Annotated in this window: 20 protein-coding genes; 6 read left to right on the forward strand and 14 right to left on the reverse strand. The window is 67.5% G+C overall.

The window, feature by feature from the left end; genetic code table 11:
* The first annotated feature begins 202 nt into the window (after positions 1–202).
* Positions 203–1,219, forward strand: coding sequence for a uroporphyrinogen-III C-methyltransferase (gene cobA / locus JQN66_RS14815; RefSeq protein WP_239464031.1), 1,017 nt, complete (start codon positions 203–205; stop codon positions 1,217–1,219).
* Positions 1,216–2,316, forward strand: coding sequence for a uroporphyrinogen-III synthase (locus tag JQN66_RS14820; protein WP_204675710.1), 1,101 nt, complete (start codon positions 1,216–1,218; stop codon positions 2,314–2,316). Before cobA ends, JQN66_RS14820 begins: the two co-directional genes overlap by 4 nt.
* Positions 2,317–2,405: 89 nt before the next feature.
* On the opposite strand, the gene JQN66_RS14825 is transcribed toward JQN66_RS14820, so the two are convergent.
* Complete coding sequence (locus JQN66_RS14825) at positions 2,406–3,395, reverse strand: aldo/keto reductase (RefSeq protein WP_204675711.1); 990 nt, start codon at positions 3,393–3,395, stop codon at positions 2,406–2,408.
* Positions 3,396–3,460: 65 nt separating this feature from the next.
* Positions 3,461–4,135, reverse strand: coding sequence for a GntR family transcriptional regulator (locus JQN66_RS14830; RefSeq protein WP_204675712.1), 675 nt, complete (start codon positions 4,133–4,135; stop codon positions 3,461–3,463).
* Between the two features lie 173 nt (positions 4,136–4,308).
* Between JQN66_RS14830 and JQN66_RS14835 the strand changes: the two genes are divergently transcribed.
* Positions 4,309–5,676, forward strand: coding sequence for an FAD-binding oxidoreductase (locus JQN66_RS14835; RefSeq protein WP_204675713.1), 1,368 nt, complete (start codon positions 4,309–4,311; stop codon positions 5,674–5,676).
* Here the strand turns inward: JQN66_RS14835 and xdhC are convergent.
* The 6 genes from xdhC to fdhD form a co-directional block, all read right to left on the reverse strand.
* Positions 5,635–6,462, reverse strand: a complete 828-nt coding sequence (xdhC, locus tag JQN66_RS14840) for a xanthine dehydrogenase accessory protein XdhC (protein WP_204675714.1) — start codon at positions 6,460–6,462, stop codon at positions 5,635–5,637. The two genes, JQN66_RS14835 and xdhC, sit on opposite strands and share 42 nt — an antisense overlap.
* Entirely contained in the window at positions 6,452–8,800 is a 2,349-nt protein-coding gene (gene xdhB / locus JQN66_RS14845) for a xanthine dehydrogenase molybdopterin binding subunit (protein ID WP_204675715.1), read from the reverse strand. The genes xdhC and xdhB overlap by 11 nt, the downstream gene beginning before the upstream one ends.
* The gene (locus JQN66_RS14850) at positions 8,797–10,272 is read right to left on the reverse strand and encodes a xanthine dehydrogenase small subunit (protein WP_204675716.1); all 1,476 of its coding nucleotides are present in this window, start codon (positions 10,270–10,272) and stop codon (positions 8,797–8,799) included. The genes xdhB and JQN66_RS14850 overlap by 4 nt, the downstream gene beginning before the upstream one ends.
* A 437-nt stretch (positions 10,273–10,709) precedes the next feature.
* Entirely contained in the window at positions 10,710–12,188 is a 1,479-nt protein-coding gene (locus JQN66_RS14855; protein ID WP_204675717.1) for a nucleobase:cation symporter-2 family protein, read from the reverse strand.
* A gap of 222 nt (positions 12,189–12,410) precedes the next feature.
* The gene (locus JQN66_RS14860) at positions 12,411–14,732 is read right to left on the reverse strand and encodes an FdhF/YdeP family oxidoreductase (protein WP_204675718.1); all 2,322 of its coding nucleotides are present in this window, start codon (positions 14,730–14,732) and stop codon (positions 12,411–12,413) included.
* A 60-nt stretch (positions 14,733–14,792) separates the two neighbouring features.
* Positions 14,793–15,623, reverse strand: coding sequence for a formate dehydrogenase accessory sulfurtransferase FdhD (gene fdhD, locus JQN66_RS14865; protein WP_204675719.1), 831 nt, complete (start codon positions 15,621–15,623; stop codon positions 14,793–14,795).
* A 105-nt stretch (positions 15,624–15,728) separates the two neighbouring features.
* Between fdhD and JQN66_RS14870 the strand changes: the two genes are divergently transcribed.
* Complete coding sequence (locus JQN66_RS14870; RefSeq protein WP_204675720.1) at positions 15,729–16,523, forward strand: GNAT family N-acetyltransferase; 795 nt, start codon at positions 15,729–15,731, stop codon at positions 16,521–16,523.
* Between the two features lie 3 nt (positions 16,524–16,526).
* Here JQN66_RS14870 and JQN66_RS14875 read toward each other — a convergent pair whose 3' ends face one another.
* Entirely contained in the window at positions 16,527–17,237 is a 711-nt protein-coding gene (locus JQN66_RS14875; protein WP_204675721.1) for a VOC family protein, read from the reverse strand.
* A gap of 251 nt (positions 17,238–17,488) precedes the next feature.
* On the opposite strand from JQN66_RS14875, the gene JQN66_RS14880 reads away from it, so the two are divergent.
* Positions 17,489–19,057 carry a long-chain-fatty-acid--CoA ligase gene (locus tag JQN66_RS14880; RefSeq protein WP_204675722.1) on the forward strand — a complete coding sequence of 523 codons (1,569 nt, stop codon included), beginning with the start codon at positions 17,489–17,491 and terminating at the stop codon, positions 19,055–19,057.
* On the opposite strand, the gene JQN66_RS14885 is transcribed toward JQN66_RS14880, so the two are convergent.
* The gene (locus JQN66_RS14885) at positions 19,054–19,851 is read right to left on the reverse strand and encodes an enoyl-CoA hydratase/isomerase family protein (protein WP_204675723.1); all 798 of its coding nucleotides are present in this window, start codon (positions 19,849–19,851) and stop codon (positions 19,054–19,056) included. The genes JQN66_RS14880 and JQN66_RS14885 overlap by 4 nt on opposite strands.
* A gap of 59 nt (positions 19,852–19,910) precedes the next feature.
* Between JQN66_RS14885 and JQN66_RS14890 the strand changes: the two genes are divergently transcribed.
* Entirely contained in the window at positions 19,911–20,411 is a 501-nt protein-coding gene (locus JQN66_RS14890; protein ID WP_204675724.1) for a DUF456 domain-containing protein, read from the forward strand.
* On the opposite strand, the gene JQN66_RS14895 is transcribed toward JQN66_RS14890, so the two are convergent.
* Genes JQN66_RS14895 through JQN66_RS14910 form a run of 4 tightly spaced genes read right to left on the reverse strand, consistent with a single transcriptional unit; the run spans position 20,408 to position 23,830 of the window.
* Positions 20,408–21,013 carry a response regulator transcription factor gene (locus JQN66_RS14895; protein ID WP_204675725.1) on the reverse strand — a complete coding sequence of 202 codons (606 nt, stop codon included), beginning with the start codon at positions 21,011–21,013 and terminating at the stop codon, positions 20,408–20,410. The genes JQN66_RS14890 and JQN66_RS14895 overlap by 4 nt on opposite strands.
* Positions 21,010–22,164: a sensor histidine kinase gene (locus JQN66_RS14900; RefSeq protein ID WP_204675726.1), complete on the reverse strand. Its 1,155-nt coding sequence runs from the start codon at positions 22,162–22,164 to the stop codon at positions 21,010–21,012. Before JQN66_RS14900 ends, JQN66_RS14895 begins: the two co-directional genes overlap by 4 nt.
* Positions 22,161–22,916: an ABC transporter permease gene (locus tag JQN66_RS14905; protein WP_204675727.1), complete on the reverse strand. Its 756-nt coding sequence runs from the start codon at positions 22,914–22,916 to the stop codon at positions 22,161–22,163. Before JQN66_RS14905 ends, JQN66_RS14900 begins: the two co-directional genes overlap by 4 nt.
* A complete protein-coding gene (locus tag JQN66_RS14910) occupies positions 22,913–23,830 on the reverse strand; it encodes an ABC transporter ATP-binding protein (RefSeq protein ID WP_204675728.1) in 918 nt (305 codons plus the stop codon). The genes JQN66_RS14905 and JQN66_RS14910 overlap by 4 nt, the downstream gene beginning before the upstream one ends.
* Positions 23,831–24,156 lie beyond the last annotated feature (326 nt).

Raw genomic sequence — 24,156 nt, forward strand, 5'->3', positions numbered from 1 at the left:
AAGACAACTTATTCCCTGCGAAACAATTGCGAAATTTCCAGGCAAAAAGCCTTGGATAGCATTTGAGACAACCCGAAACAGCGAGCACCCTGGAGCGAAATCCCATGCCACAGCATCATCCACGCAATCCTGCAGCAGATCAGCGCACCCCGTGGCATCGCAACGGCGGCCGCACCAGCTTCTCGGCGCGGGAGAGCGAAAAATGATCGGCGCGAAGGTGGACCTCGCCGGATGCACGGTGCTGCTGGCCGCGGCCCCCGGGTCCGCAACACGCGCCGCACGCTACCTGCAGGCGCAGTGCGTGGACACCCTGCTGCAGGCCAGCACACCGCTGGGCGCGCTGGCGCTGCTGGGGCAGTCCGACGTGCTGGCCCTGTGCACCGGCCAGTCCCTGAAGTTCTCGGCGCTGCGCCGGCAGGCGCTGGCCCAGGGCACGCCGGTCATCGAGCTGGATCCAGGCACGGCGGAAGGCCGCATCACCCTGGTCGGCGGCGGACCCGGCGCCCTGGAGCTGCTGACGCTGCGCGCGGCCGCCGTGCTGGCCAGTGCCGACGTGGTCTTCTGCGACCGCTTGGGTCCCGGAGAATTCCTGGACCAGCTCGCGCCGCAGGCCCGGATCATCGACGTGGGCAAGCAGCCCGGGCACCACAAGGTCACCCAGGAACGCATCGAGGAGCTGATGCTCCGGGAAGCCTCCCGCGGGAACCACGTGGTGCGGCTGAAGGGCGGGGATCCCTACGTGTTCGGCCGCGGTTTCGAAGAAGTGGAATCCGCCACGGCGGCCGGCATCCCGGTCAGCGTGGTTCCGGGGCTGTCCTCCTGCATCACCGTGCCAGCCGCGGCCGGCATCCCGGTCACCGCGCGCGGGGTGACCCGCGCCTTCACCGTGATCTCAGGCCATGATCCGCTCGAAGAACAGCAGCTGGCGCAGCTCGCTGTGCTGGGAGGCACGATCGTGGTGCTCATGGGCATGGGAACCCTGGAGCACACCGCGGCCGGTTTGCGCCGCCGCGGGCTGCCGGCGGACACGCCCTGCGCCGTCGTGGAGTCGGGAACCACCGGCACCCAGCGCACCACCCACGCCACCTTGTCCACGCTGGCGGCCGCCGCGCGGGCGGCGGGCTGCGCCAACCCCGCGGTCATCGTCATCGGGCAGGTCGCGGCGCTGCCGCTGGGCCTGGACGCCGCGCAGCAGATGAGTTTGGAGGCCACCGCATGATCAGCGGGCAGCAGCTGTCCGGATTCCGCATTGCGGTGACCAGCGACCGGCGTTCGAACGAACTGATCGAAGCCCTGCAACGCCGCGGGGCCGAAACCACCCACACCCCGTTGCTGCGGCTCGCGCCGCTGGAAGACGAGCAGTTCCTGCTCGGCCAGACGCGCCGGGTCATCGCCGAGCCCCCTGCGGTGCTGGTGGTGACCACCGCCTACGGGCTGCGCCGCTGGTTCGACACCGCGGAAGCCGCCGACCTGGGAGACCAGCTGGGCCGGGCGCTGGAGGGCTGCCGGATCTTCACCCGCGGCGCGAAGGCGCTCGGCGCGGTGCGCGCCCTGGGACTCACCGTGGCAGGCAGCGCGTCGGCCGGAACCAGCGAAGCGCTGCTGGAGCTGCTGCGCGGGGAGGTGGCAGGGGCCAGCGTGGCGGTGCAGATGCACGCGGACAACGACCGGCCGCTCGCCCGGGACATCCGCAGGCTCGGGGCGGCGCACGTGGTGAAGATCGAACCGTACCGCTGGCTGGAAAACAGCGGCGACCCGCAGATTTCATCCCTGGTGGAAGGCATCTGCGCGGGCCGCTTCGACGCGGTGACCTTCACCAGCGCCCCCAGCGTGCACACGCTGCTCACTGCCGCGGCGGCGCGCGGCCTGCTGCCCACGCTGGTCCGCTCCTTCAACGAACGGGTGCAGGCAGCAACGGTGGGCCCGGTGACCGCCGAACCGCTGCTCCAGGCCGGGGTGCACAGCCCGCTGGTCCCGCAGCGCCACCGCATGGGAGCCATGGTGCTGCAGCTGGTCATCGCCTTGTCAGACCAGGGCACGCTGAGCGTGGATACCGCCCGCGGCTTGTGCCAGCTGCGCGGGCGCACGCTGTCGCTGAACAACCAGGACTGCACCCTCACCCCGCTGCATGCCGAGATCCTGCGCTGCCTGCTGCAGGCCCGCGGCAATGTGGTGTCCCGCGACGAGCTGGCCACGTCGCTCAGTTCGCTGCCCTCGCGCCATGCGCTGGACATGACGCTCAGCCGGCTGCGCAAGAGCCTGCCCGATCCGGGGCTGATCACCACGGTCATCAAGCGCGGCTACCGCATCGCCTGAGTGGCCCCGGCGGTCCCTGCCGGTTCGGTAAGTTGTTCAGCTCATTGCCCGTCTGCGTACGGTACGGAAACGGGCAATTGGCTGAACATTCACCAACGCGGGTGGATCTGCGCGCGCAGCTTCTGGTCGTAGAGCCTGCGCACGGAAGCAGAGAACTCCGCGGAGATCCGCAGCGAGCCAGCGGCGGCGTTGGCCTGCGCCTGCCCCGTGGAGCGGGCGCCGGGGATGACGGTGCTGATCCCGTCCTGCGCGGCCAGCCATGCCAGGGCGACCTGGGCGCTGGAGGCCCCGGGGGCCTCGGCGGCGGCCAGATCCGCGAATTCCCGCGCAGCCTGCAACCCGGTGTCGTAGTCGACCCCGGAGAAGGTCTCCCCCACGTCGAAGGCGGACCCGTCGCGGTTGAAGTTGCGGTGGTCGTCGGCGGCGAACCGGGTGTCCGCGGTGTAGCGGTTGGCCAGCAGGCCGCTGGCCAGCGGGACGCGGGCGATGACGCCCACGCCGGCCTCGCGCGCGGCGGGCAGCACCTGCTCGATCGGCTTGTGGCGGAAGGCGTTGACGATGATCTGCACCGTGGCCACGTTCGGCCGGGCAATGGCGGTCAGCGCTTCGCCAACGGTTTCCACGGAGACGCCGTAATTGGCGATGCGCCCCTCGGCGACCAGGGTGTCCAGCGCATCGTAGACCGCGTCGCTGGAGTAGACGGCGGTGGGCGGGCAGTGCAGCTGCACCAGGTCCAGGGTGTCCATTCCGAGGTTCTCGCGCGAGCGGTCGTTCCAGGCGCGGAATGCTTCAAGCGTGTAGGCCTCGGGTACCTGCTCCACACGGCGGCCCATCTTGGTGGCGACGGTGACGCCCGCCTCCGGGTTGGCCTTGAGCCAGCGGCCGATCAGCTGCTCGCTGCGTCCGTCCCCGTAGACGTCGGCGGTGTCGAAGAAGTCCACGCCCCCTGCGTGGGCGGCGTCCAGCACGGCCAGCGCGTCGTTCTCGTCCACCGAGCCCCAGTCGGCGCCGAGCTGCCAGGTGCCCAGCCCGATCACGGAGACGCTGCGCTGTGTTCTTCCTAGTTCACGATGTTCCATAATCCGAGTCTAGTCCGCGACCGGGTGCCGGCCGGGGCACCCGCCGGCGCTCCCACCGTGCAGTGCTACAGCAGCCGGCTGCGGTGCCCGGTCCTGGCTTCGAGGGATTTCAGCACATGCCGGCGGGCGGCCTGCTCGATCTGCGCGCTGGGCGCCGAGCCCCGGATGAGATCCAGCAGTTCCCCGTGCTCTTCAACGGATTCGCGCGCGCGGTCCCGGTCCACGGCGGCGCCGGGCCCGCGGATGCTGGAGAACTTCTTCCATTCGGACCGGGCCAGTTCCAGAATCCTCTCGTTGGGGCAGGCCGAATACAGCACCTCGTGGAATTGCGTGTTGAGCTCCTCGAAGAGCGCGGGATCGAAGTTCTCGAGCATGGACAGGATGCTGCGGTTGATTGCTTCGGCCCGCTCGAGGTCGGCCGCGCCCAGTTGCCCGGCGGCCAGCGAGGTGGCCGTGCCGTCCATGACGGCGAGCGCTTCCATGCCGGCCCGGTAGGCGTGGTCGTCGATGACCGCGACGCGGGCCCCGACGTTGTGCACGATCTGCAGCAGCCCCTCGGCGGCCAGGCGCTGGATGGCTTCGCGTACCGGCACCCCGCTCACCCCGAGCTCGGCCGCGATGGGAGCTGCCAGCACCCGCTGGTAGGGCTCGAAAGCTCCCCGCTCGATCTGCTCCTTGATGTGGGCGTACGCGGTGTCCGCCTTGCTTTGCGCACCGCGCCGCTGCTCCGGTGTAGGCACCGTCCCCCGCTTTCTGCTTCTGGTCGCCGAAATTCCTCGACCGGGAAGCCGCTCGTTCCCGCTTCATGAGAATATCGCACCCGCAATCGCCGGATTCTCCCTTGCTCTTCAGATTTTATAATATAAAGTATGTTGCGTAGCTCACTCGCACCATTCCCAGATCGAAGGATCCCATGCACGCAACCACCCCGACCGCCCCGCCGACCAATGAATTGCAAGACATCTTCGGCGACCGCATGGTCACCGGCGGCGCCGAACTGGACCGGGTTTCCCGGGACGAGTCACGCGCCATGCCCGAGGGCGCGGCACTGGCCGCCGTGTTTCCCGAAAGTACCGAGGAAGTCTCGGCGGCGCTGGGCTGGGCCAATCGCCACGGGGTGAAGGTGTCCGTGCGCGGTACCGGAACCGGCGTGAGCGGCGGGGCGCTGGCCTACGCCGGCGGGCTGGTGGTGTCGCTGGAGCGGATGAACCGGATCAAGCTGATTGATCCGGTCAACCGGCTGGCCGAGGTCCAGGCCGGCGTCATCAACGCGGAGCTGGACCGGGCGGCGGAGGACCACGGGCTGTTCTTCGCCCCGGACCCGGCGAGCGCCGAGATTTCCACCATCGGCGGGAACATCGCCACGAATGCGGGCGGGCTTCGCTGCATCAGCCACGGGGTCACCCGCGACTCCGTGGCAGCCCTGGAGGTGGTGCTGGCCGACGGCAGCATCCTGCGCACCGGCGCGCGCACCCGCAAGAACGTCGTGGGCCTGGATCTGACCAGCCTGTTCGTCGGATCCGAGGGAACGCTCGGGGTCATCACCTCCGCAACGGTGCGGCTCAAGCCGATCGCCCCGGGCATCCCGCGCACCTTCCGCGCCAGCTTCCCCACCGTCGAGGACGCCGGGCGCGCGGTGACCGCGATCGTCAACGGCGCGCAGACCCCGGAGGTGCTGGAGCTGCTGGACGCGCGCAGCGTGCAGATCATCGAGGCCTACAAGCCCTCCGGCCTGCCGGAGGACGGCTGCGCCCTGCTGATCGGACAGTTCACCGGGCTGCAGGCCAAACAAGCGGCCGGCGACACCGCGCAGCTGTGCCGCGAGCACGGTGCCCGGGAGGTGGTGATCGCCGAGGGCGACAGCCTGCTGGAAGCACGCCGCCTGGCCAATCCCGCGTTGAACGCCCAGGGGCTGCGGGTCTCCTGCGACGTCGCTGTGCCCGTCGGGGAACTGGCGGCGGTGTTCCGCGGCATCGAGCAGATTGCCGAGCAGCACGGGCGCACCATCTCCGTGGTGGCCCACGCCGGCGACGGCAACTTGCACCCGACGGTCGAGGCCGAAGACACCCCGCAGGGCCATGCGGCGGCCGAGGTTGTCATCGGCGACATCACCAGGCTGGCCCTGGAACTGGGCGGAACCATCAGCGGCGAGCACGGCATCGGCCTGGTCAAGCAGGCCGAGCTGCCCTGGCAGCTGGACGACGCCACCCTGCACGCGCAGCAGATGATCAAGTACGCGCTAGACCGGAAGAACATCCTGACTCCGGGGCGCGGCATCTAGGGCGAGCCGGGCCAGCAGGTCCGCGGCCACGGACACCGCAATGGCCGCAGGCTGCTTGCCCGGAATCCCGGGCATCCCGATGGGGCAGGTGATCCGCGCGATGTCCTGCCGCTCGTGGCCGGATTCGGCCAGTTTCATGGTGAAACGCGCGTATTTGGCGGCCGAGCCGATCAGCCCCACGTAGCCCAGGCCCGGGCGGCGCAGCGCCGCGTCGCACAGGTGGAAGTCCTCCGCGTGGTCGTGGGTCATGATCAGCACCATGGCCCCGTCGGGCAGCTCGGCCATCACCTGCTCGCCGAGCACCGCGTGCTGCCGGCGGATCACGGCCGGCGGCTTGCCGGCTTCCAACGCGTCCAACTGCGCGAGCTGCTCGGGGCGGGAATCGCACAGCACCAGCTCCACGTCGTGGCGGGCAAGGATGTGCGCAAGTTCCAAGCCCACGTGGCCGATGCCGAAGACCGCGATCACCGGCCGCACCGGCACCGGTTCGAGCAGCACCACGGCTTCTCCCCCGCAACATTGCTTGCCGTAGGCCGCCGGCGCCTTGTCGTTCAGCCGCAGCACCAGCTGCTCCGGGGACCTGGTTCCGGTGGCGAGCATTTCCCTGGCGCGGGCGGCCACCAGCATCTCCATGTTCCCGCCGCCGATGGTGCCCAGCAGCTCGCGGTCGGTGACCACGAATTTGGCCCCGGCTTCCCGCGGGGCGTGGCCGCGCACCGACACCACGGTGGCCAGCACCGCCGCGGTGCGCTGCGCGCGCAGCCGGGCCAGCTCCTCAATCCACATGGCCGGTGCCTTCCCGGGCGTCCCGGGCTTCCTGCACCGCCCAGAACACCGCTTCCGGGGTGGCCGGGGACTCCAGCTTCACGCTGTGCCCAGCCGGGCCGAAGGCGGCAACCGCTTGGCGCAGCGCCTCGCGCACGCTGAAGGCCAGCATCAACGGCGGCTCGCCGACCGCCTTGGAGCCGTAGACCACGCCGTCCTCGTGCGCGTCCTGCAGGAACTCGACGTTGAACACCGGCGGCATCTCGGAGAAGCTGGGCAGCTTGTAGGTGCTGGCGCTGGCGGTGGCCAGCCGGCCGCGATGCGGGCCCTTGGTTTCCCAGCGCAGGTCCTCCAAGGTGAGCCAGCCGGCGCCCTGGATGAAACCGCCCTCGATCTGCCCGCGGTCCACCAGCGGCGAAAGCGAATCACCCACGTCGTGCACGATGTCCACGCGGCGCAGCTGGTAGGACCCGTCGAAACGGCTGACCTGCACCTCCGACACCGCCGCCCCGTAGGCGAAGTACTTGAACGGCTCCCCGCGCATGGCTGACAGGTCCCAGTGCAGTCCCGGCGTGCTGTAGTATCCCGCGGCCGAGAGCTGGATCCTGCTGAAGTAGGCCTTGGACACCAGTGTTTTCCAGTCCACGGACCGCCCGCGGGCATGGGCCGCCCCGTCGGCGAAGACCACCTCCGAAGCTTCGGCCTCCAGTTCCCCGGCGGCCAGCACGGACAGCCTGGCCAGGATCTGCTCGCAGGCGTCCTTCACGGCGGCGCCGTTCAGGTCGCTGCCGGTGCTCGCCGCAGTGGCGGAGGTGTTCGGCACCTTGTCCGTGCGGGTCGGGGCCAGACGCAGGTAGGACAGCGGAACGCCCAGCGCGGTGGCCGCCACCTGCAGCACCTTGGTGTGCACTCCCTGGCCCATTTCCGTGCCGCCGTGGGTGAGCAGCACCGACCCGTCCTTGTAGACCAGCACCAGCGCGCCGGCCTGGTTGAAGGCAGTGAAGTTGAAAGAGATGCCGAACTTCACCGGGGTGATGGCCAAGCCCCGCTTGGAGTGCGGGTGCGCGGTATTGAAGGCCTCGATCTGTTCCCGGCGGGTCGCGAACTGCGAGGAGTCCAGCACCTGCTCCCACACCCGGTGCAGCCGTTCGGCATGGCGCACCGGCTGGTAGTACGGGGTGTCCTGGCCGGGGACGTAGAAGTTGCGGCGGCGCAGCTCCTGCGCGCTGAGCCCCAGCTTCGGGGCCACCTCGCCGAGGATGTTCTCGATCACCAGCATGCCCTGCGGCCCGCCGAAGCCGCGGAAGGCGGTCTGCGAGGTCTTATGGCATTTGGCCACCCGGCCGCGCACCTGGATATTGGGGATCCAGTAGGCGTTGTCGATATGGCACATGGCGCGGGTCAGCACCGGCTCGGACAGGTCCAGGCTCCACCCGCCGTCGCTGGTCAGCTGCGCGGCCAAGGCCATGATCTTCCCGTGCTCGTCGAAGCCGATCTTCCAGGAGGCGTGGAAGCCGTGCCGCTTGCCCGTCATGCTCAGGTCCCGGGCGCGTTCAAGCCGCACGCGCACCGGCCGGCCGGTGAGCACCGCGCCGAGGGCGGCGACCGCGGCATACCCGTGCGGCTGCATTTCCTTGCCTCCGAAAGCCCCGCCCATGCGCAGCGCCTGCACCGTGACCCGGTGGGCGTCGACCCCCAGCACGTGGGCCACGATGTCCTGGGTTTCGCTGGGGTGCTGGGTGGATGCATGCACCATGATCTGCCCGTCGGATTCGACGTGCGCCAGCGAACTCTGGGTTTCCAGGTAGAAGTGCTCCTGTCCGGCGAATTCGAATTCCCCGGAGAACGCGTGGGGCGCGGCGGCCAGGGCCGCGGCCGGTTCGCCCTTGTCGATGACCGGCTGGATGCCGTGGAAGCTGTTCGCAGCGATGGCCTCGCCCAGCGTGACGAGCGCGTCCAGCGGCTCGTAGTCCACTGCCACCGCGGCCGCCCCGGCCTTGGCCGCTTCCAGATCCTCGCCCAGCACCCAGGCCACCGGCTGCCCGTGGAACATGACCTCGTCCACCGGGAGCATCGGCTCGTCGTGCTTGGCGCCCTGGTCGTTGACCCCGGGGATGTCCTTAGCGGTCAGCACCAGCCGCACCCCCGGAACCTGCAGCGCGGCGGAGGCGTCCAGCCCCAGCAGCCTGGCATGGGCGTGCGCCGACTGCACTGGATAGGCGTGCAGCACCCCGGACAGGGCTCCGGCCAAATCCTCGGTGTACTTCGCCGCACCGGTGACGTGGGCATAGGCCGATTCATGCGGGATGGACCGGCCCACTGCCGCGCCCTCCGGTCGCTGGTTGTGCGTGATGCTCATGCCCCTGCCCCCGTTCCGCTGTCCTGCTCCGCGAAGAACCGCTCCAGCGCGGAGCCCAGCATGGCCTGCCGGTAGGCGGCGCTGGCGCGATGGTCGTCCATGGGTGTTCCCTCGGTGGCCAGGATCCCGCCGGCTCCCCTCAGGGTTTCCCCGCTCCAGGCCTGTCCGATCAGCGCCTGTTCGGTGGCGGTGGCGCGCAGCGGGGTCGCGGCGACCCCGCCCAGCCCGATCCGCGCGCGGGTGATCAGCCCGGCCTCGACGTCGAAGGCCAGGGCGACGGCGGTGCTGGATATATCGTCGAAGCGGCGCTTGGCGACCTTCTGGAAGGACACCAGCGGGGCCAGCGGCAGCGGGATGCGGACCGCGGTGATCAGTTCATCGGGCCGGCGCACCGTCTGCCGGTATCCGGTGAAGTAGTCGTGAAGCGGCACCACACGTTCCCCGGCACTGCAGGCCAGCACCAGCTGCGCGTCCAGGGCCAGCAGCACCGGCGGCGAATCCCCGATGGGAGATCCGGTGCCGAGGTTCCCTCCGAGGGTCGCCGAGTTGCGGATCAGCCGCGAGGCGAAGTTCGGCCAGAGCAGGGAGAGCAGCGGAATCCGCCCGGCCAGCGCGCGTTCAAGCTCGCTCAGGGTGCAGGCGGCGCCCAATTCCACATGGTCATCGGTCTGCACCACCCGGCGCAGCTCCTCCAGCCGGTCGACGGCCAGCACCGACTGCGCGCGGGCAAACTTCATGTTCACCTCGACTCCCCAGTCGGTCGCCCCGGCCACCACCCGGGTTCCGGGTTCCTCCGCCAGGATCCGCAGCGCTTCGGACAGCGTGGCGGGCCGGCGGTAGCGGCCGGGCTGCCCGGCCGGGGTATCCGCCCTGCGGTAGTCGGTGGCCGCGGGGCCGGCCGTCGGCGGCTGGGCCAGCTGGTCCTCGGGCTCGGGCACCCCGAGCGCGAAGGCGGCGTCCCTGATCGGCCGGTAGCCGGTGCAGCGGCAGAGGTTGCCCGACAGCGCGTGCAGGTCGAAGCCGTTGGGCCCGTCGGCGTGGTGGACGGGCGCCTCGGCGACCTGTTCCTCGGCGCGTTCGGGACGGTAGTATTCCGCGGCCATGGCGCAGATGAATCCGGGGGTGCAGTAGCCGCATTGGGATCCGCCGCGCTCGGCCATTTCACGTTGCACCGGGTGCGGTTCGTCTGCGGTGCCCAGGCCTTCGGCGGTCAGCACGTGCTGCCCCTCCAGCGCGGCGGCCGGCAGCAGGCACGCGTTGACCGCGGTCCAGCGCGAGCGCTCGCCGTCGGGGCGCGCCACCAGAATGGCGCAGGCGCCGCATTCGCCTTCGGCGCAGCCTTCCTTGCACGAGGTCAGCCCGAGGCCGCGCAGGAAGTCCAGTGCGTTGGCATGCGGCGGCCCGGTGAATTCTCGGGCTTGATGATTGACGGTGACGGTGCACCCGGGCGTTCCCGCAGCCTCCGAAGCCACAGCGCCTCACCTCCTACGCCCTGTGCGGGCGCATAGTGAAAGAATTTGAACGATTCGTGCATGGTGGAGCGGGAGCTGGCGTGCCCAGCCTCGGGGCGGGAGCAATTCCCGCCCGGAGCAGAACTGGGCACAGCGCGACCGCGGCCCGCGGTTAATACCCGTGGGCGATCTGGCCCTTCCCCCAAGCCAAGGACCCGCCCATGACGCGCCTCCCGTGGATTTCGCACCGACTTCATTCAAATATTGAACCTACCACATTATGTGTGCTACAGGTCACATTCGCCGGAATCGCATGGTCCCTCACCGTAGTTCGCGGCGAGTTCTTCGGCGCCCGGACGGACCGGGCTCAGGCCGAGCGGGCTTCCGCCTAACTGCGCTGAAAAGAAAAATCGCGCGAACCGAATGCGGTTCGCGCGATCTGTGGAGTTCTTCCCGAGTCAGAGCGGCATGGGCCGGTCGCCCGCTTCGCCCTGCTCCTCGGCGATCACCTTGATTTCAAGGCCCTTGTTGTCGAAGAGCTTGCCGTCGATCAACCGGTCGCCGTCCTGCAGCCCCGCCAGCTGGTGCTTGTAGACGGTGCGGCCCGAATCTTCCTTCTTGCGCCAGGTCAGCTCGTTGAAGATGATGTTCAGCAGCACCGCCATGATGGTGGCCGAGGAGATGCTGGACTGGAAGATGGTACCAACCCAGGTCGGGAACTGCCCGTAGAAGTCCGGCTTGACCATCGGGATGCAGCCGAAGGCCAGGGAGGTGGCGATGATCAGCATGTTCATGTTGTCGTCCTTGGCCTTGGCCAGGGTGCGGATGCCCGCCGCGGCCACGGACCCGAACAGCACGATGCCGGCGCCGCCGAGCACCGGGGTCGGGATCGAGGCGACCACGCGCCCGAGGACGGGAAGCAGGCCCAGGACCACCAGGATGCCGCCGCCGGCGGCCACCACGAAGCGGCTCTTCACGCCGGTAATCGCCACCAGGCCCACGTTCTGCGCGAAGGCGGACTGGGTGAAGGTGTTGAACACCGGGGCGACGGTGGAGGAAAGCATGTCGGCGCGCAGGCCGTTGGCGATGCGCTTGGCATCGACCTTGGAACCGGTGACCTCGGCGACCGCAAGCATGTCCGCGGTGGTTTCGGTGTAGGTCACCAGGATCACGATCATCATGGAGATGATCGCGCCGAGCTCGAAGACCGGCAACCCGAAGGCGAACGGCGTCGGGAAGGCGAAGATGTCCCCGTCCAGCACGGTGGAGAAATCGGCCAGGCCCATGAACGCGGCCACGACGGTGCCCAGCACGATGGACAGCAGGATCGACAGGCGGGACAGTGCCGGAACTCCGGACTTCGACAGGGCCAGCAGGATCACCAAGGTGATGGCTGCCAGCGCGATGTTCTGCAGCGATCCGTAGTCCTCGCCCGCCGTGGCGCCGCCCATCGCCCAGTCGGCGGTGACCGGGAACAGCGACATGCCGATGATGGTGATGACCACGCCGGTGACCACCGGCGGGAAGAACCTGAGCAGCTTGGCGAAGAACGGGGCGATGACGATGCCGATGGCGCCGGCCGCCAGCACCGCGCCGAACACCGCCGGCATGCCCCCGCCGCCGTTGAGGATGGCGATCATGGTGGCCACGCCGGAGAAGGAGGTGCCCTGCACCAGCGGCAGCTGAGCGCCGAAGAACGGGACGCCCAGAGTCTGCAGGATCGTTGCCAGGCCGCCGATGAACAGGCAGCTGGCCACGAGGACGCCCATTTCCGCGGTGTCCATGCCGGCGGCTCCGCCCATCACCAGCGGCGGCGCGATAATTCCGCCGTACATGGTCAAAACGTGCTGGAAACCGTAGGCGATGGTGCGTCCTGCGGGCAGGCGTTCGTCTTCGGGCCTGGTGCTAGTAGATGCCTTGCTGCGCGCCGCGCTCATAGGTGAATCCTCATTGATGGACTGCTGAGGCTCCCTGCAGACCCGGGAGCCGGACCCTTACCATTCTCCTGCAACAATACCGCCCCTTCAGGTGGCAAGCGCTTGACGTGATGCACTTTGCACCAGCCAGGCCTTGTCCTCACGGTGGTTTTTCAGCAGGAACGAGCACAGCCCACCGGCGGATTCTGTTCGAATTCCACCTGTGGGCTGTTGTTTTAGAACCTAGCTGTCCAACGTCGGACCCGGATCCTCGGTGTGCTCTACGAAGCGCACCATCATGGCCTTGAACCCCGGGGTGTTGGACTCGCGGGCTACCAGCTCGCGGTGCACCAGCGCGTTGGCCTCCGGGAAGTAGGCCGCGACGCAGCCCTTGGCGGTCGGGTAGGACACCAGCCGGAAGCGGTTGGCCCGGCGTTCGGTGCCGCGGAAGGTGGAGATGACATCCACCAGGTCGCGGTCCTTGAAGCCGGCTGCTTCCAGGTCTTCCGGATGGATCAAGATCACGCGGCGCCCGTCCTTGATGCCGCGGTAGCGGTCATCCAGTCCGTAGAACGTGGTGTTGTACTGGTCGTGGGAACGCATGGTCTGCAGGATCAGGTGGCCCTCGGGGGCTTGAAGCGCCTCGAACTCGGAGACCGTGAAGCGGCCCTTGCCGATGTCGGTGGCGAAGGAACGGGTATCGCGCGGCGGGTTGGGCAGCACGAAGCCGTTCTTTTCCCGCACGCGGCGGTTGAAGTCCTCGAATCCGGGCAGCACCCGGGAGATGTGGTCGCGCACCACATCGTAGTCCTCGGCCATGGCGCGCCAGTCCACCGCGTGGTCGTCGCCCAGAATGGCCTGGGCCATGCGCGCCACGATCACCGGTTCAGCCAGCAGGTGGTTGGACACCGGAGTCAGCCGCCCCTGGGTGGAATGGATCACCGACATGGAGTCCTCCACGGACAGGAACTGGGCGCCGCCGGGGTGCTTGTCGTCCTTGTCGGTGCGTCCCAGGGTGGGCAGGATCAGCGAGGTCTGCCCGTGCACCACGTGCGAGCGGTTGGGCTTGGTGGAGATATGCACGGTCAGCTTGGCGCGCTGCATGCCCGCTTCCAGCGCTTCTGTCTCCGAATTGGCCAGGGCGAAGTTGCCTCCCATGGAGACGAACACGTCGATCTCGTCCTTCTCGAAGGCGTGCAGCGCCTCGGTGGAGTCGTAGCCGTGCTCGCGCGGGGAATCGATGCCGAACTCGGCGTCCAGCGCGGCCAGCAGCTTCTCGGTGGGCTTCTCCCAGATGCCCATGGTGCGGTCGCCCTGCACGTTGGAGTGGCCGCGCACCGGGCAGGCCCCGGCGCCGGGTTTGCCGAAGTTGCCCTGCAACAGCAGCAGGTTGATGATTTCCTTCAGCGTCGGCACCGAGTGCGGCTGCTGGGTCAGGCCCAGTGCCCAGCAGATGATGGTCGCCTTGGACTTGGCCAGCAGCCGGGCGACATCCGTGATTTCGGCGCGGGTCAGCCCGGTGGCCTGCTCGGTGGCGTCCCAGTCGATGGTGGAGCGGGCCTGCCGGTAGGCCTCGAAGCCGTCGGTCGCCGCGGCGATGAACTCGTGGTCCACCACGGAGCCCGGGGCCTCCTGTTCGAACTGCAGCAGCAGATGGCCGAAGGCCTGGAACAGGGCCAGGTCGCCGCCGACCTTGATCTGCAGGAAGTCGGTGCAGATCGGGTCCGCCTTGCCCAGCATGCCCTTGACCGACTGCGGGTCCTTGAACCCGAAGAAGCCTGCCTCCGGCAACGGGTTGACCGCCACGATGCGCGCCCCGCGCTTGCGCGCGTCGGCCAGCGCGGAGAGCATGCGCGGGTGGTTGGTGCCGGGGTTCTGTCCGACCACGAAGATCGCCTCGGCGTGCTCGAAGTCCTCCAGCGAGACGGTGCCCTTGCCGATGCCGATGGTCGGGTTCAGCGCGGTGCCCGAGGATTCGTGGCACATGTTGGAGCAGTCCGGCAGGTTGTTGGTGCCCAGCGAACGGGCCAGCAGCTGGTACATGAACGCGGTTTCGTTCGCGGTGCGCCCGGAGGTATAGAACACGCAGCGGTCCGGGGTGGTGGCGTTGACGTGCTCGGCGATCGTGGCGAACGCTTCGGGCCAGCTGATCGGGCGGTAGTGGGTCTCCCCCGCGTGGATGATCATCGGGTTGGTGATGCGGCCCTGGGAACCGAGCCAGTACTCGGTTTTGTCCTGCAGCACGGAGATCGGGTGCTGGGCGAACCACTCGGGGGTGACGGTGCGGGCGCTGGCCTCCTCGGCAATGGCCTTGGCACCGTTCTCGCAGAACTCGGCGGGTTTGCGCGCGCCGGTGATCGATTCCGGCCAGGCGCAGCCCGGGCAGTCGAAGCCGCCGCGCTGGTTGATGCGCAGCATGGAGCGCAGGGTCCGCGACGGACCGGCCTCGGAGAAGCCGCGTTCCATGGACACCATGACGGCCTTGAGTCCCGCGGCCGCGTGCTCGGGCTCGCTGACCTTCAGCTCATCCTCGTTGATGTCTTTCTTGGGGGCCGGGCGATGCATGTCATTCCTCCGTCTGAATTCCTGCCAAAACGCTGTGGCGCCAGCCACACACCTACTACGCTACGCGTTTACGACGCGATGCGCATGCGTATAGAGATTTACGCTGTGGCCCCGCGAAAAGGCCGCGAGCGTCAGCCCCGCATCCTGGGCCAGGTCCACGGCCAGGGAGGACGGCGCACTGACCGCCGTGAGCACCGGAATTCCGGCCATGGCGGCCTTTTGCACCAGTTCGAAGGAAGCACGCCCGGAGACCTGCAGCACGGTGTCGGACAGCGGCATGCGCCCCTCGCGCAGGGCCGCGCCGATCACCTTGTCCACCGCGTTGTGGCGGCCCACGTCCTCGCGCAGGATCAGCAGCTCCCCGCCGGTGGAGAACAGGCCGGCCGCGTGCACGCCGCCGGTGGAGGAAAACAGCTTCTGCGACTCGCGCAGCGTGTCGGGCATGGACAGCAGCACCCCCAGGTCCACCCGGCCGCAGTCCTCGCGCAGCTCGAACGTGGATTTCTTGCGCACCTCGTCGATCGAGTTGGTGCCGCAGATGCCGCAGGCCGAGCTGGTCACGACATTGCGCGCGGCGCTCAGGTCCGGAGGCGCAGCGCCGAACCCCAGCTGCACTTCAATGACGTTGTACGTCTGGTTTCCGTCCTCGTCGGTGCCCAGGCAGTAGCGCATCGCGGCCAGGTGCTCGGCCTTGGTGACGATCCCTTCGGCCAGCAGGAAACCGGCGACGAGGTCGAAATCGTCCCCGGGAGTGCGCATCGAGGTGGTGAAGGAGGTGTGCCCGAAACGGATTTCCAGCGGCTCTTCGCCGGCCAGCTTCTCTTCGCGCACCCGGGTGGTTCCATCCGACATGGCCCGGATGACGCGGCGCCGGATGATCTTGCGTCCCATGGTGCTCCCTGCTTTGTTCTTTGGCTGCCTCGTTTGAGTGTGCCACCGACCCGCGGCCCAGGGCAAAGCGCTGCGCGTCGGGCTGGCCGGCCCTAGAATTTTCCCATGACAGAATCCTCCGCCAGGCTCCTGGATGTCTACGATTCCCTGCTGCGCACCGATGCGGAAATGCAGGGCGCCCTGCAGGTGGACCGGCTCGGCCCGCTGTACCTGGCGGTTTTCCCCGGCGGCCAGGGCTTCATCACCTCGGCGCGGTGCTCCCGCGGCGAATCGACGCCGCTGGCCGAGCTGGTGGGCCCGGCGCTGGAGCACTTCACGGCGCTCACCGGCATCAGCGAGGTGGAATTTAAGACCCGCGGCCACGACTACGCCCCGGGGCTGCACGAGGCGTTGCTGTCCCATGGATTCGCCGCCGGGGCGCCGGAGTCCGTGATGCTCGGCCGGCTTGAGAACCTGGTCAGCAAGCAGCCAACCCCGCAGGGTGTGCAGGTCCGCCGGATCACCACGCGGTCCGAGGTGGAGCAGATGTGCGCCATGTCCGCCGAAGCGTTCGGCGAACCCTATGCCCCGGGCATGGCCCGGGAACTGGCCGCGCGCGCAGAAATCGACGGCGGGACCGAACTGTGGGCCTCTTGGGCCGGGAGCCGCATGGTCGGTGCGGGCAGGATGGAGCCCGTGACCGGCACCGAAATGGTCGGGCTGTGGGGCGGAGGAGTGCTCCCCGCCTACCGCGGCCGCGGAATCTACCGGGCGCTGACCGATGCCCGCGCCCGGTCTGCAATGGCTTCCGGGCACAGTTTTGCGCACAGCGATTCCACCGAGTATTCCCGCCCCATCCTGGAGCGCCAGGGCATGGTCAAGGTGACAACCACGACCCCTTACCGATGGAGTCGTTCCTGAGAATCAGGCCGGGACGGTTTGGATGATGGAGAACTCCGCCCCGGTGGGATCGGCGAGCACCGCCATCCTCCCGAAGGGCGAATCCTTCGCCTGCTGGAGAACCTTGGCCCCCAGCTTTTTCGCGAGCGCGAGCGCCTTGTCCGTGTCCGTCACCGCGAAATAGGTCCGCCACCCGGGTTTCGGATCCGGCTGTCCGGAAATATCGTAGATCCCGGCCTTGGCGTCCGGTCCCTGCCCGTAGCTCTGGTAGCGGAATTCATCGGTGTCCGAAAGGCTGAGCAGCTCCCATTCCAGCGCATCGCGGTAGAAGTGGGTGACCTTCTCGAACTTCGTGGTGTGCAGTTCGTTCCAGACACGGGTTCCATGGCGTCCCGAGGCCCTGGTCAGTTCCCCGACAGTGGCGGACTGCCAGAGTCCCACACCGATGCCGGTAGGGTCGCCGATCATGGCGATGGTGCCCTGCCCCTTGATTTCCAGCGGCTGCAGGAAAACGAAGCCACCGTACATCCCCGCCGAGTAGCTGGCCGCATGGGCGTCAGCCACATTCAGATAGGTAACCCATGCATCACTGCAGCCGGAGCCTGAATCATTGTCCAAGAATCCCGCTACGAGTTCGTCCCCCAAGTACATGTCGAGCGAGTCTTCTGCGCCGGAATCCCCGCCGCGCGTTGTCCATCCGAAAAGCTGGCCGTAGAAGTCGATGCTTCGTTTCATGTCACCAGTCAATAAATCCACCCGGCACGGTTCCGCGCCGGGCTGCCCAAGTTCCTGCATCATTTCCCCATTTCATACATGATCCAGTTGCTAGGGCTGAGTCTAAACTTCAGGCCGCCTCGCGGCAACGATATGACCTGCAGGTCCATCGAGCCCGACACAGGGTGCCCACCTCCGGCTTTCGCCCCGCTTATGCTAGGTTGTGACACAGCACACACCCGCTTTTCGCGTTGATCCCCGGGAGCCAATCCATGCTTTCTTCCTCGTCAAACGTCACCATGTCCGTGGCCGCAATCCCCGCCGAAGGCGCCGCCCGCCATGGAGATCTGAAGGCCATCACCGTCAACGGGCAGAGCACCAGCTACCGGCAGCTCTGGGACGAGACCCGCGCGTATGCCGGGGCCCTGCGGGCTCGCGGCGTCGGCGAAGGCGACCGGGTGGCTGTGCTGATCCCGAACGTCACGGACTTCGCCCGCGTCTACTACGCGGTGCTGTCCCTCGGCGCGGTCGCGGTGCCGATTCACGCGCTGCTCAAGCGCCGCGAGATCGCCTATATGCTGGAAGATTCCGGGGCGCACCTGCTGGTGTGCGCGGCACCGCTGCTAGGCGAGGGCGCCGCAGGCGCAGAGCTCTGCGGCATCGAGACGATCAGCGTGCTGGCCCCTGGGGACCTGGGCGGTACCAGGCTGGAGGACCTTGCCGCGGAGGCCACCCCCATCGACACCTACCTCCCGCGCCGTCCCGAGGACATCGCCACGATCCTCTACACCTCCGGCACCACGGGCAAGCCCAAGGGTGCGCTCGGCACCCATGTGGCGCTGCTGGAGCAAGCGAACACGCTGCTGCTGGACACCATCGACATGCGCCGCGGCGACAAGATCTTCGGCGGCCTGCCGCTGTTCCATACCTTCGGACAGACCACGGTGCTGAACACCGGGCTGCGCGTGGGCGCCCAGATCATGCTGCTGCCCAAGTTCACCGCCGCCGGCGCGCTGGACCTGGTGCTGGATGAAGACATCGACCTGTTCTTCGGGGTGCCCACGATGTATGTCGCCATGCTGGAGGCTGGCAAGCAGCGCGAGGGCAAGCCCTCCCGCCTGCGGTTCGGAGTCTCGGGTGGCGCCTCCCTGCCGGTGTCGGTGCTGACTGCTTTTGAAGAGCGCTTCGGCGCGCCCATCCATGAAGGTTACGGCTTGACCGAGACCTCGCCGGTGGCCTGCTTCAACCATGTGGGACGCACCCCGCGTCCGGGCACCATCGGCACCCCGGTGTGGGGCGTCGAGGTGGAGATCGCTGACCCGGCCTACCCGGACCAGATCAGGCTGCTGCCGCGCGGGGAAATCGGCGAGCTGGTGGTCCGCGGGCACAACTTGTTCGCCGGCTACCTGAACCGCCCCGAGGCCACGGCCGAGGCGATGGTCGACGGCTGGTTCCGCACCGGGGATCTGGGCACCAAGGACGAGGAGGACTATGTGCGCATCCTGGACCGGACCAAGGACATGATCCTGCGCAACGGCTACAACGTCTACCCGCGCGAGGTCGAGGAAGTGCTCATCAGCCATCCGGAGATTTCCAATGCGGCGGTGTACGGGGTGCCGCACGAAACCCATGGCCAGGAGATCGCCGCCGCCATCACCCTGGAGGCCGGATCGGCGCTGACTGCGGAGGCCATCGGAGTCTGGGCCAGCGAGCAGATGGCGGCCTACAAGTTCCCTCGTCTCATCGAGATCGTGAAGGAATTCCCGCTGGGCCCCAGCGGGAAGATCCTCAAGCGCGAGCTGGTGGCGCAGTACGCCGAACAGGCCGGACAGCCCTCCTAGGCTTCCCCGTAGCGCGGCGCCCGGCGTTCGAGGAACGCCCGGCGCCCCTCGACGAGCTCGGGATTCTCCCCGTTCTCCTCCCAGAGCCGCGACCACCAGGATTCGTAGTCGGCGGCCGCTGGCTCCTGCCCATAGGCGGCGATTGCCTCGCGGGTCCGCGCGATGGAGTACGGGGAGTTGCCCTGCAGCGCTTCCAGCAGCCGGTGCAGTTCCTCCTCCAGCTGCGCGGCCGGGTGCATCCGGGTGAACATGCCCCAGTCCAGCGCTTCGGCCGCCGAGATGCGCGATCCCGAATACAGCAGGTACTTGGCCCGGCTTTCGCCCACCGTGCGCACCAGCCGTTCGATGCCCGGACGCGGGAACACCAGCCCGATCTTCGCCGGGGTGATCGCGATTTTCACGTCATCGGCCGCCAGCTGGATCTCGCAGGCCGAGGCCAGCTGCCAGGCCCCGCCGAAGCAGTTGCCTTCCACCACCGCGATGGTGGTCTTGGGGCAGCCGGCGATGGCCCGGTCCACCAGATCGAAGTGGTTCAGCAGCTGCCCGTCGGCATCCTCATCGAAGAGCACCTGGTCCATTTGGTCGATGGCGATCCCGGCGCAGAAGTTGCCGCCGGCGCCGCGGATCACGATCGCGGACACCGCCGGATCGGCGGACAGCACGGCAAGGGCGCCCAGCAGCTGCAGGCACATGTCCTTGGTCAGGGCGTTGAACTGGCGTTGGTTCTCCAGCAGCACCACGGCCGTGGAACCCTGGATTTGCACGCTGACCCGTGCCTTGTTTTCCTCGGACATGAGGACCTCCCGTTATCCGGTGTGCGTTGCCTTCATGCTCACCGTGCCACACTGGGCATGTGGATCTACAAATTGTTTACACGATTCTTGCCGGCCTGCTGCTGGTGGTTTCCGCGCTGGGAACCATCTTCCCCATCCTTCCCGGATCGTTGCTGGCCATGGGCACGCTGCTGGCCTGGGGCTGGCTGCTGGGCAGCGGTGCTTCCTGGTGGGCCGCAGGGCTGGGCATCGCCATCGCCTTCCTCGGTTGGTCAGCGTCCGCGGTGCTCACCGGCCGCAAGCTCAAGCAGCATGCCATTCCGAAGGGGTCCATCCTCGCGGCCCTGATCGGCGCGATTGCCGGGGCCTTCCTGATCCCGGTGGCCGGGCTGTTCCTGGGCTTCGCGGTGGGTTTGTTCGTCGGCGAAGCGATACGCCGTGGCGAAACCTCGGGAGCCTTGGCCTCATCCTGGGCGGCATTGAAGGCCATGGGGCTGGGGATCGTCATCGAGTTGGGCTGCGTGCTGCTGGCCTCCTCGGTATGGATGATCGGGGTCATCACCCACTTCGCCACCCGCTAGATCCAGCCCATTTCCCGCGCGGTGCGGGCCGCCTCGATCCGGTTCGAGGTATTGGTTTTGCCGATGGCGTTGGACAGGTGGTTGCGCACCGTTCCGGCCGACAGGTGCAAGGAGGCGGCGATCTGCGACACCGGTCCCCCGCCGGCGGCCAGCGCGAGGATTTCCCGTTCCCTCTCGGTCAGCGGGTTGGCGCGGGTTTCCACGCTGAGCATGGCGCGCTGCGGGTCCACGACCTTGCCGCCCGAATGCACGCGGCGAATGGCGGCGACCAGCTCCGCCGGAGGGGAATCCTTGACCAGGAATCCGCTGGCTCCTGCTTCGAAGGCCTGGCGGAAGTATCCTGGGCGGTCGAAGGTGGTCACGATCAGGATCTTGACCCCGGGATGGCTGTCGCGCAGCAGCTGCGCGGCGCGCAACCCGTCCAACCGGGGCATCTGCACGTCCAGCAGCGCGACCTGCGCACCGCTGGCATCCAGCGCCTGCGCGACCTCGTCGCCGTCGGCGCATTCGGCGACCACCTGGATGTCGTCCTCCAGATTGAGCAGGGCGGCCAGTGCGCCGCGCACCAAGTGCTGGTCGTCGGCGATCAGCACCTTGATCATGTATCCCCGTTTCCCGCACCGAATGCGACCTGCACGCTGGTTCCGCCCAGCCTGGATGATCCCACTGTACAACTGGCGCCGAACAGCCGGGCGCGTTCCTGCATGCCCCGGATGCCGTGGCCGCTCTCGCCGCCCTGGATGCCGTCGCCGTCGTCGTCCACGCTGACTCCTGCGGCGCCCAGCCGCACCACGACGGATCCGGCGTGGGCGTGGCGCAGCACATTGGTGACCGCCTCGCGCAGGATCCACGCAATGTGCGACCGCCAGGCCACGGGGATGTCCTCCACCGTGCCCAGCACCGTGAATTCCAGGCCGTTGTCCGTGCAGGCCTGGTGGAGTTCCTGCAGTTCGGCTTCGAGGTTCTGCCGATTCAGCCCGTGCACCGTGGTGCGGACAGAATCCAGCGCCGCGACCGCCAGCTCGCTGAGCTGTTCCAGTTCGCCGCGCGCTTCTTGGTAGCTGCCGGCGTCCATGAGGCGCAAGGCCAGCTGGGCTTTGAGGTTCAATGCGGTCAGCGAATGGCCGATGCCGTCATGCACGTCGCGGGCCATGCGTTCCTGTTCGGCCACCACCAGGTAGTCGGCGCGGATCTGCTCAGATGCCACCGAGCGCGTGATCGCCGCGACGGTAATCGCATACACCACCATTAGCACCAGGTTCAGGCCGATCAGGAACAGCAGATCCACGAAGTCGCCGTGGATGATCGGCAGGGCGAAACACAACACGGCGACCGCGGTGTAGCTGGCAATCGTGTAGCGCTTGGTCAGCAAGAAAGCCGAATACGAGGTCAGGAACGGGAACATGCCCATGACGGTCAGCCCGATCACCGGAAGCCCCGCCAGCACGATCACCCACAGGATCGCGAAGTAGATATGGGCTCGCGGATGCCTGGTGCCGCCTTCGCCCACCACGCGGCTGAACTCTGCGTAGGCCCTGATATAGACCGCCGCGAAGACCACCACCAGGACCAACCCGATGATCCTGGTGGACAGTGAGTAGTCCTCGAACAGCAGGTCCATGATCGGGAAAATCAGGAAGATGATCCAGACCCCGGCAACCAGCCAGCCCCATTTGTCCCAGAAGGCGGTGCCATCGTCGACCTCGCACCGGGCCTGGTTCATTGCCGTGGGACCGGTTCCCTCAGTGTTCACTGGCGTGCCTTGGCCTTTCGGGTTGCGAAAACCGCGAAGAGCGCGAAGATGAGTGCCCATGCCACCACACTAGTCACTGGAATCCACAATGGATCCGGAGCCATGTCGGTTCCTGCCGGAATTTCATGGAGCATCGGATAGCGGGCCAGGGCGACGTAGCCGAACATCGGAGTGAACCGGGCTGCATCGAGCATGCCGCCTTCCAGAGGCATGAATACGTTGCCGAAGAAGGCGAAGAACACCATCAGGCCCGAGGCCAAACCCAGCGCGGATTCCGATTTGAACAGCATTCCCACGCCGATGCCGTAGCAGGCGAAGATCATGGCACCGCTCAAGATGATCAGGTAGCTAACCACCCACATCCAGCCGTCGGTGACCCGCGCTCCGGTGCCTGCGCCCAGCGCGAAGACCAGCGCCGCCGAGGCCGCAGCTACCGTGGCAGCGACAATCATCTTGCTGGCGACGAAGGACGCCGGTGTCATCTTGGTCAGTGCGATCTGCCGGCCCCAGCCTTGCATGGTTTCGGTGGCCACCGTGCCGGCAATGGCCACGGTGCTGACGGCCGCGCCGTAGGCGGCCATGGAGACCATCAGGTAGAACTTGACGTTGCCGCTGCCCACCTCGGCATCCGTGTAGCTGGGGATGTTGCCGAATAGGAAGTACATGGCCGCTGGCAGCAGTAGCGCGAAGACCAGGTTGTAGCCGTCGCGGAAGTGCCGGGCGAATTCAACGCGGATATAGGTGGCAATCATTGTGCGTCCTCGGTCAGTTGGATGAATGCGTCTTCCAGGCTTGGCGCAGAGATTTCAAGGTCCCAGGCGCCCAGGTCGGTCAACAGGGTTTGGGCGAAGCTGTCGGAGTCGGCGCATTTGAAGGAGATGCGCTGTCCGTTGCGTTCGGCGATGCTCACCGAGGCATCGAAGGCCTGTGCCTGTGCGATTGCCTGCTCGGTGGGCAGCGTGGCGCTGACCGTGCGTCCGGAAATCAGCTTGCGCAGTTCTTCTGTCGCCCCGTCCGCCACGATGCGTCCGTGGCTCATCAGCACGGTGCGCTCCGCGAAATTCTGCGCTTCTTCCAGATAGTGGGTGGCGAAAATAATGGTGCGCCCGTTAGAGGCCTCGGAGCGCATGTTCTCCCAGAAGTCGCGGCGGGCCATCACGTCCATGCCGGCGGTGGGTTCGTCGAGGATCAGCACGTCGGGGTCCGGGAGCAAGGCCAGCGCGAATTTGATGCGCTGCTGTTCGCCTCCCGAGCATTTGCCGACTTTGCGCTTGGCGATGGCTGTCAGCCCGGTGCGGTCCATGACTTGTGCGACGCGGCCGGCCTGCCCGTGCATGGTGGCAATCACCGTGACGGTTTCGCGAACGGTCATGTCGCGCAGCAGCCCTCCGGTCTGGAGCACTGCCGAGACCCTGCCTGAGGTGACAGCCCGATGCGGGCTCAGGCCCAGGACCTCCACCGTGCCGGCGCTTGGCTGGGTCAGCCCCAGGATCATGTCCACGGTAGTGGTCTTGCCCGCGCCGTTCGGACCGAGCAGGGCAACAATTTGGCCGGCATGGATGCTCAGGTCGACTCCGCACACGGCCTCGACCTTCGTGCGTGGAGTCGTGAAGGTCTTTCTCAGACCCGTCAGCGTGACTGCTTCGGTACGGTTCAGCGTTTCCATGCTCCAAGTCTTCGCGGTAAAGGGCCGCGCGCGAAGAGCGGAATGTCACGACTTGCGCATGACCGTTGTCATGGGTCGGCACACGCCATCTGGCTGCCCCTTCCCAACTGGCTCTTGCACTCAGGGCCAACGGGTGTGAGCTTGGCTACTCCGACCGGTTCGTCCATCACTGCGGGCTCGAAGTCCAGTGTGTTCCCGGCAGCGGAGAATTTACCGGTCAGCCCGGCCAAGACGCCCTTCCAGAGTCGTTTTACCGCAGTGATCTGCGTCTATGCACGGGCAAACTCACAGCGAAATCCCGTAGGCTTTTCTCGTGCTAGATCATT

This window comes from Glutamicibacter protophormiae (genome assembly GCF_016894325.1).
Taxonomy (GTDB): domain Bacteria; phylum Actinomycetota; class Actinomycetes; order Actinomycetales; family Micrococcaceae; genus Glutamicibacter; species Glutamicibacter protophormiae.

Excerpts from the sequence above, each read along its gene's own strand:
- cobA (WP_239464031.1), top strand. The coding sequence starts at position 203 with ATGATCGGCGCGAAGGTGGACCTCGCCGGATGCACGGTGCTGCTGGCC.
- JQN66_RS14820 (WP_204675710.1), top strand. The coding sequence starts at position 1,216 with ATGATCAGCGGGCAGCAGCTGTCCGGATTCCGCATTGCGGTGACCAGC.
- JQN66_RS14825 (WP_204675711.1), bottom strand. The coding sequence starts at position 3,395 with ATGGAACATCGTGAACTAGGAAGAACACAGCGCAGCGTCTCCGTGATC.
- JQN66_RS14835 (WP_204675713.1), top strand. The coding sequence starts at position 4,309 with ATGCACGCAACCACCCCGACCGCCCCGCCGACCAATGAATTGCAAGAC.
- xdhC (WP_204675714.1), bottom strand. The coding sequence starts at position 6,462 with ATGTGGATTGAGGAGCTGGCCCGGCTGCGCGCGCAGCGCACCGCGGCG.
- xdhB (WP_204675715.1), bottom strand. The coding sequence starts at position 8,800 with ATGAGCATCACGCACAACCAGCGACCGGAGGGCGCGGCAGTGGGCCGG.
- JQN66_RS14855 (WP_204675717.1), bottom strand. The coding sequence starts at position 12,188 with ATGAGCGCGGCGCGCAGCAAGGCATCTACTAGCACCAGGCCCGAAGAC.
- JQN66_RS14860 (WP_204675718.1), bottom strand. The coding sequence starts at position 14,732 with ATGCATCGCCCGGCCCCCAAGAAAGACATCAACGAGGATGAGCTGAAG.
- fdhD (WP_204675719.1), bottom strand. The coding sequence starts at position 15,623 with ATGGGACGCAAGATCATCCGGCGCCGCGTCATCCGGGCCATGTCGGAT.
- JQN66_RS14870 (WP_204675720.1), top strand. The coding sequence starts at position 15,729 with ATGACAGAATCCTCCGCCAGGCTCCTGGATGTCTACGATTCCCTGCTG.
- JQN66_RS14875 (WP_204675721.1), bottom strand. The coding sequence starts at position 17,237 with ATGAAACGAAGCATCGACTTCTACGGCCAGCTTTTCGGATGGACAACG.
- JQN66_RS14880 (WP_204675722.1), top strand. The coding sequence starts at position 17,489 with ATGCTTTCTTCCTCGTCAAACGTCACCATGTCCGTGGCCGCAATCCCC.
- JQN66_RS14885 (WP_204675723.1), bottom strand. The coding sequence starts at position 19,851 with ATGTCCGAGGAAAACAAGGCACGGGTCAGCGTGCAAATCCAGGGTTCC.
- JQN66_RS14895 (WP_204675725.1), bottom strand. The coding sequence starts at position 21,013 with ATGATCAAGGTGCTGATCGCCGACGACCAGCACTTGGTGCGCGGCGCA.
- JQN66_RS14905 (WP_204675727.1), bottom strand. The coding sequence starts at position 22,916 with ATGATTGCCACCTATATCCGCGTTGAATTCGCCCGGCACTTCCGCGAC.
- JQN66_RS14910 (WP_204675728.1), bottom strand. The coding sequence starts at position 23,830 with ATGGAAACGCTGAACCGTACCGAAGCAGTCACGCTGACGGGTCTGAGA.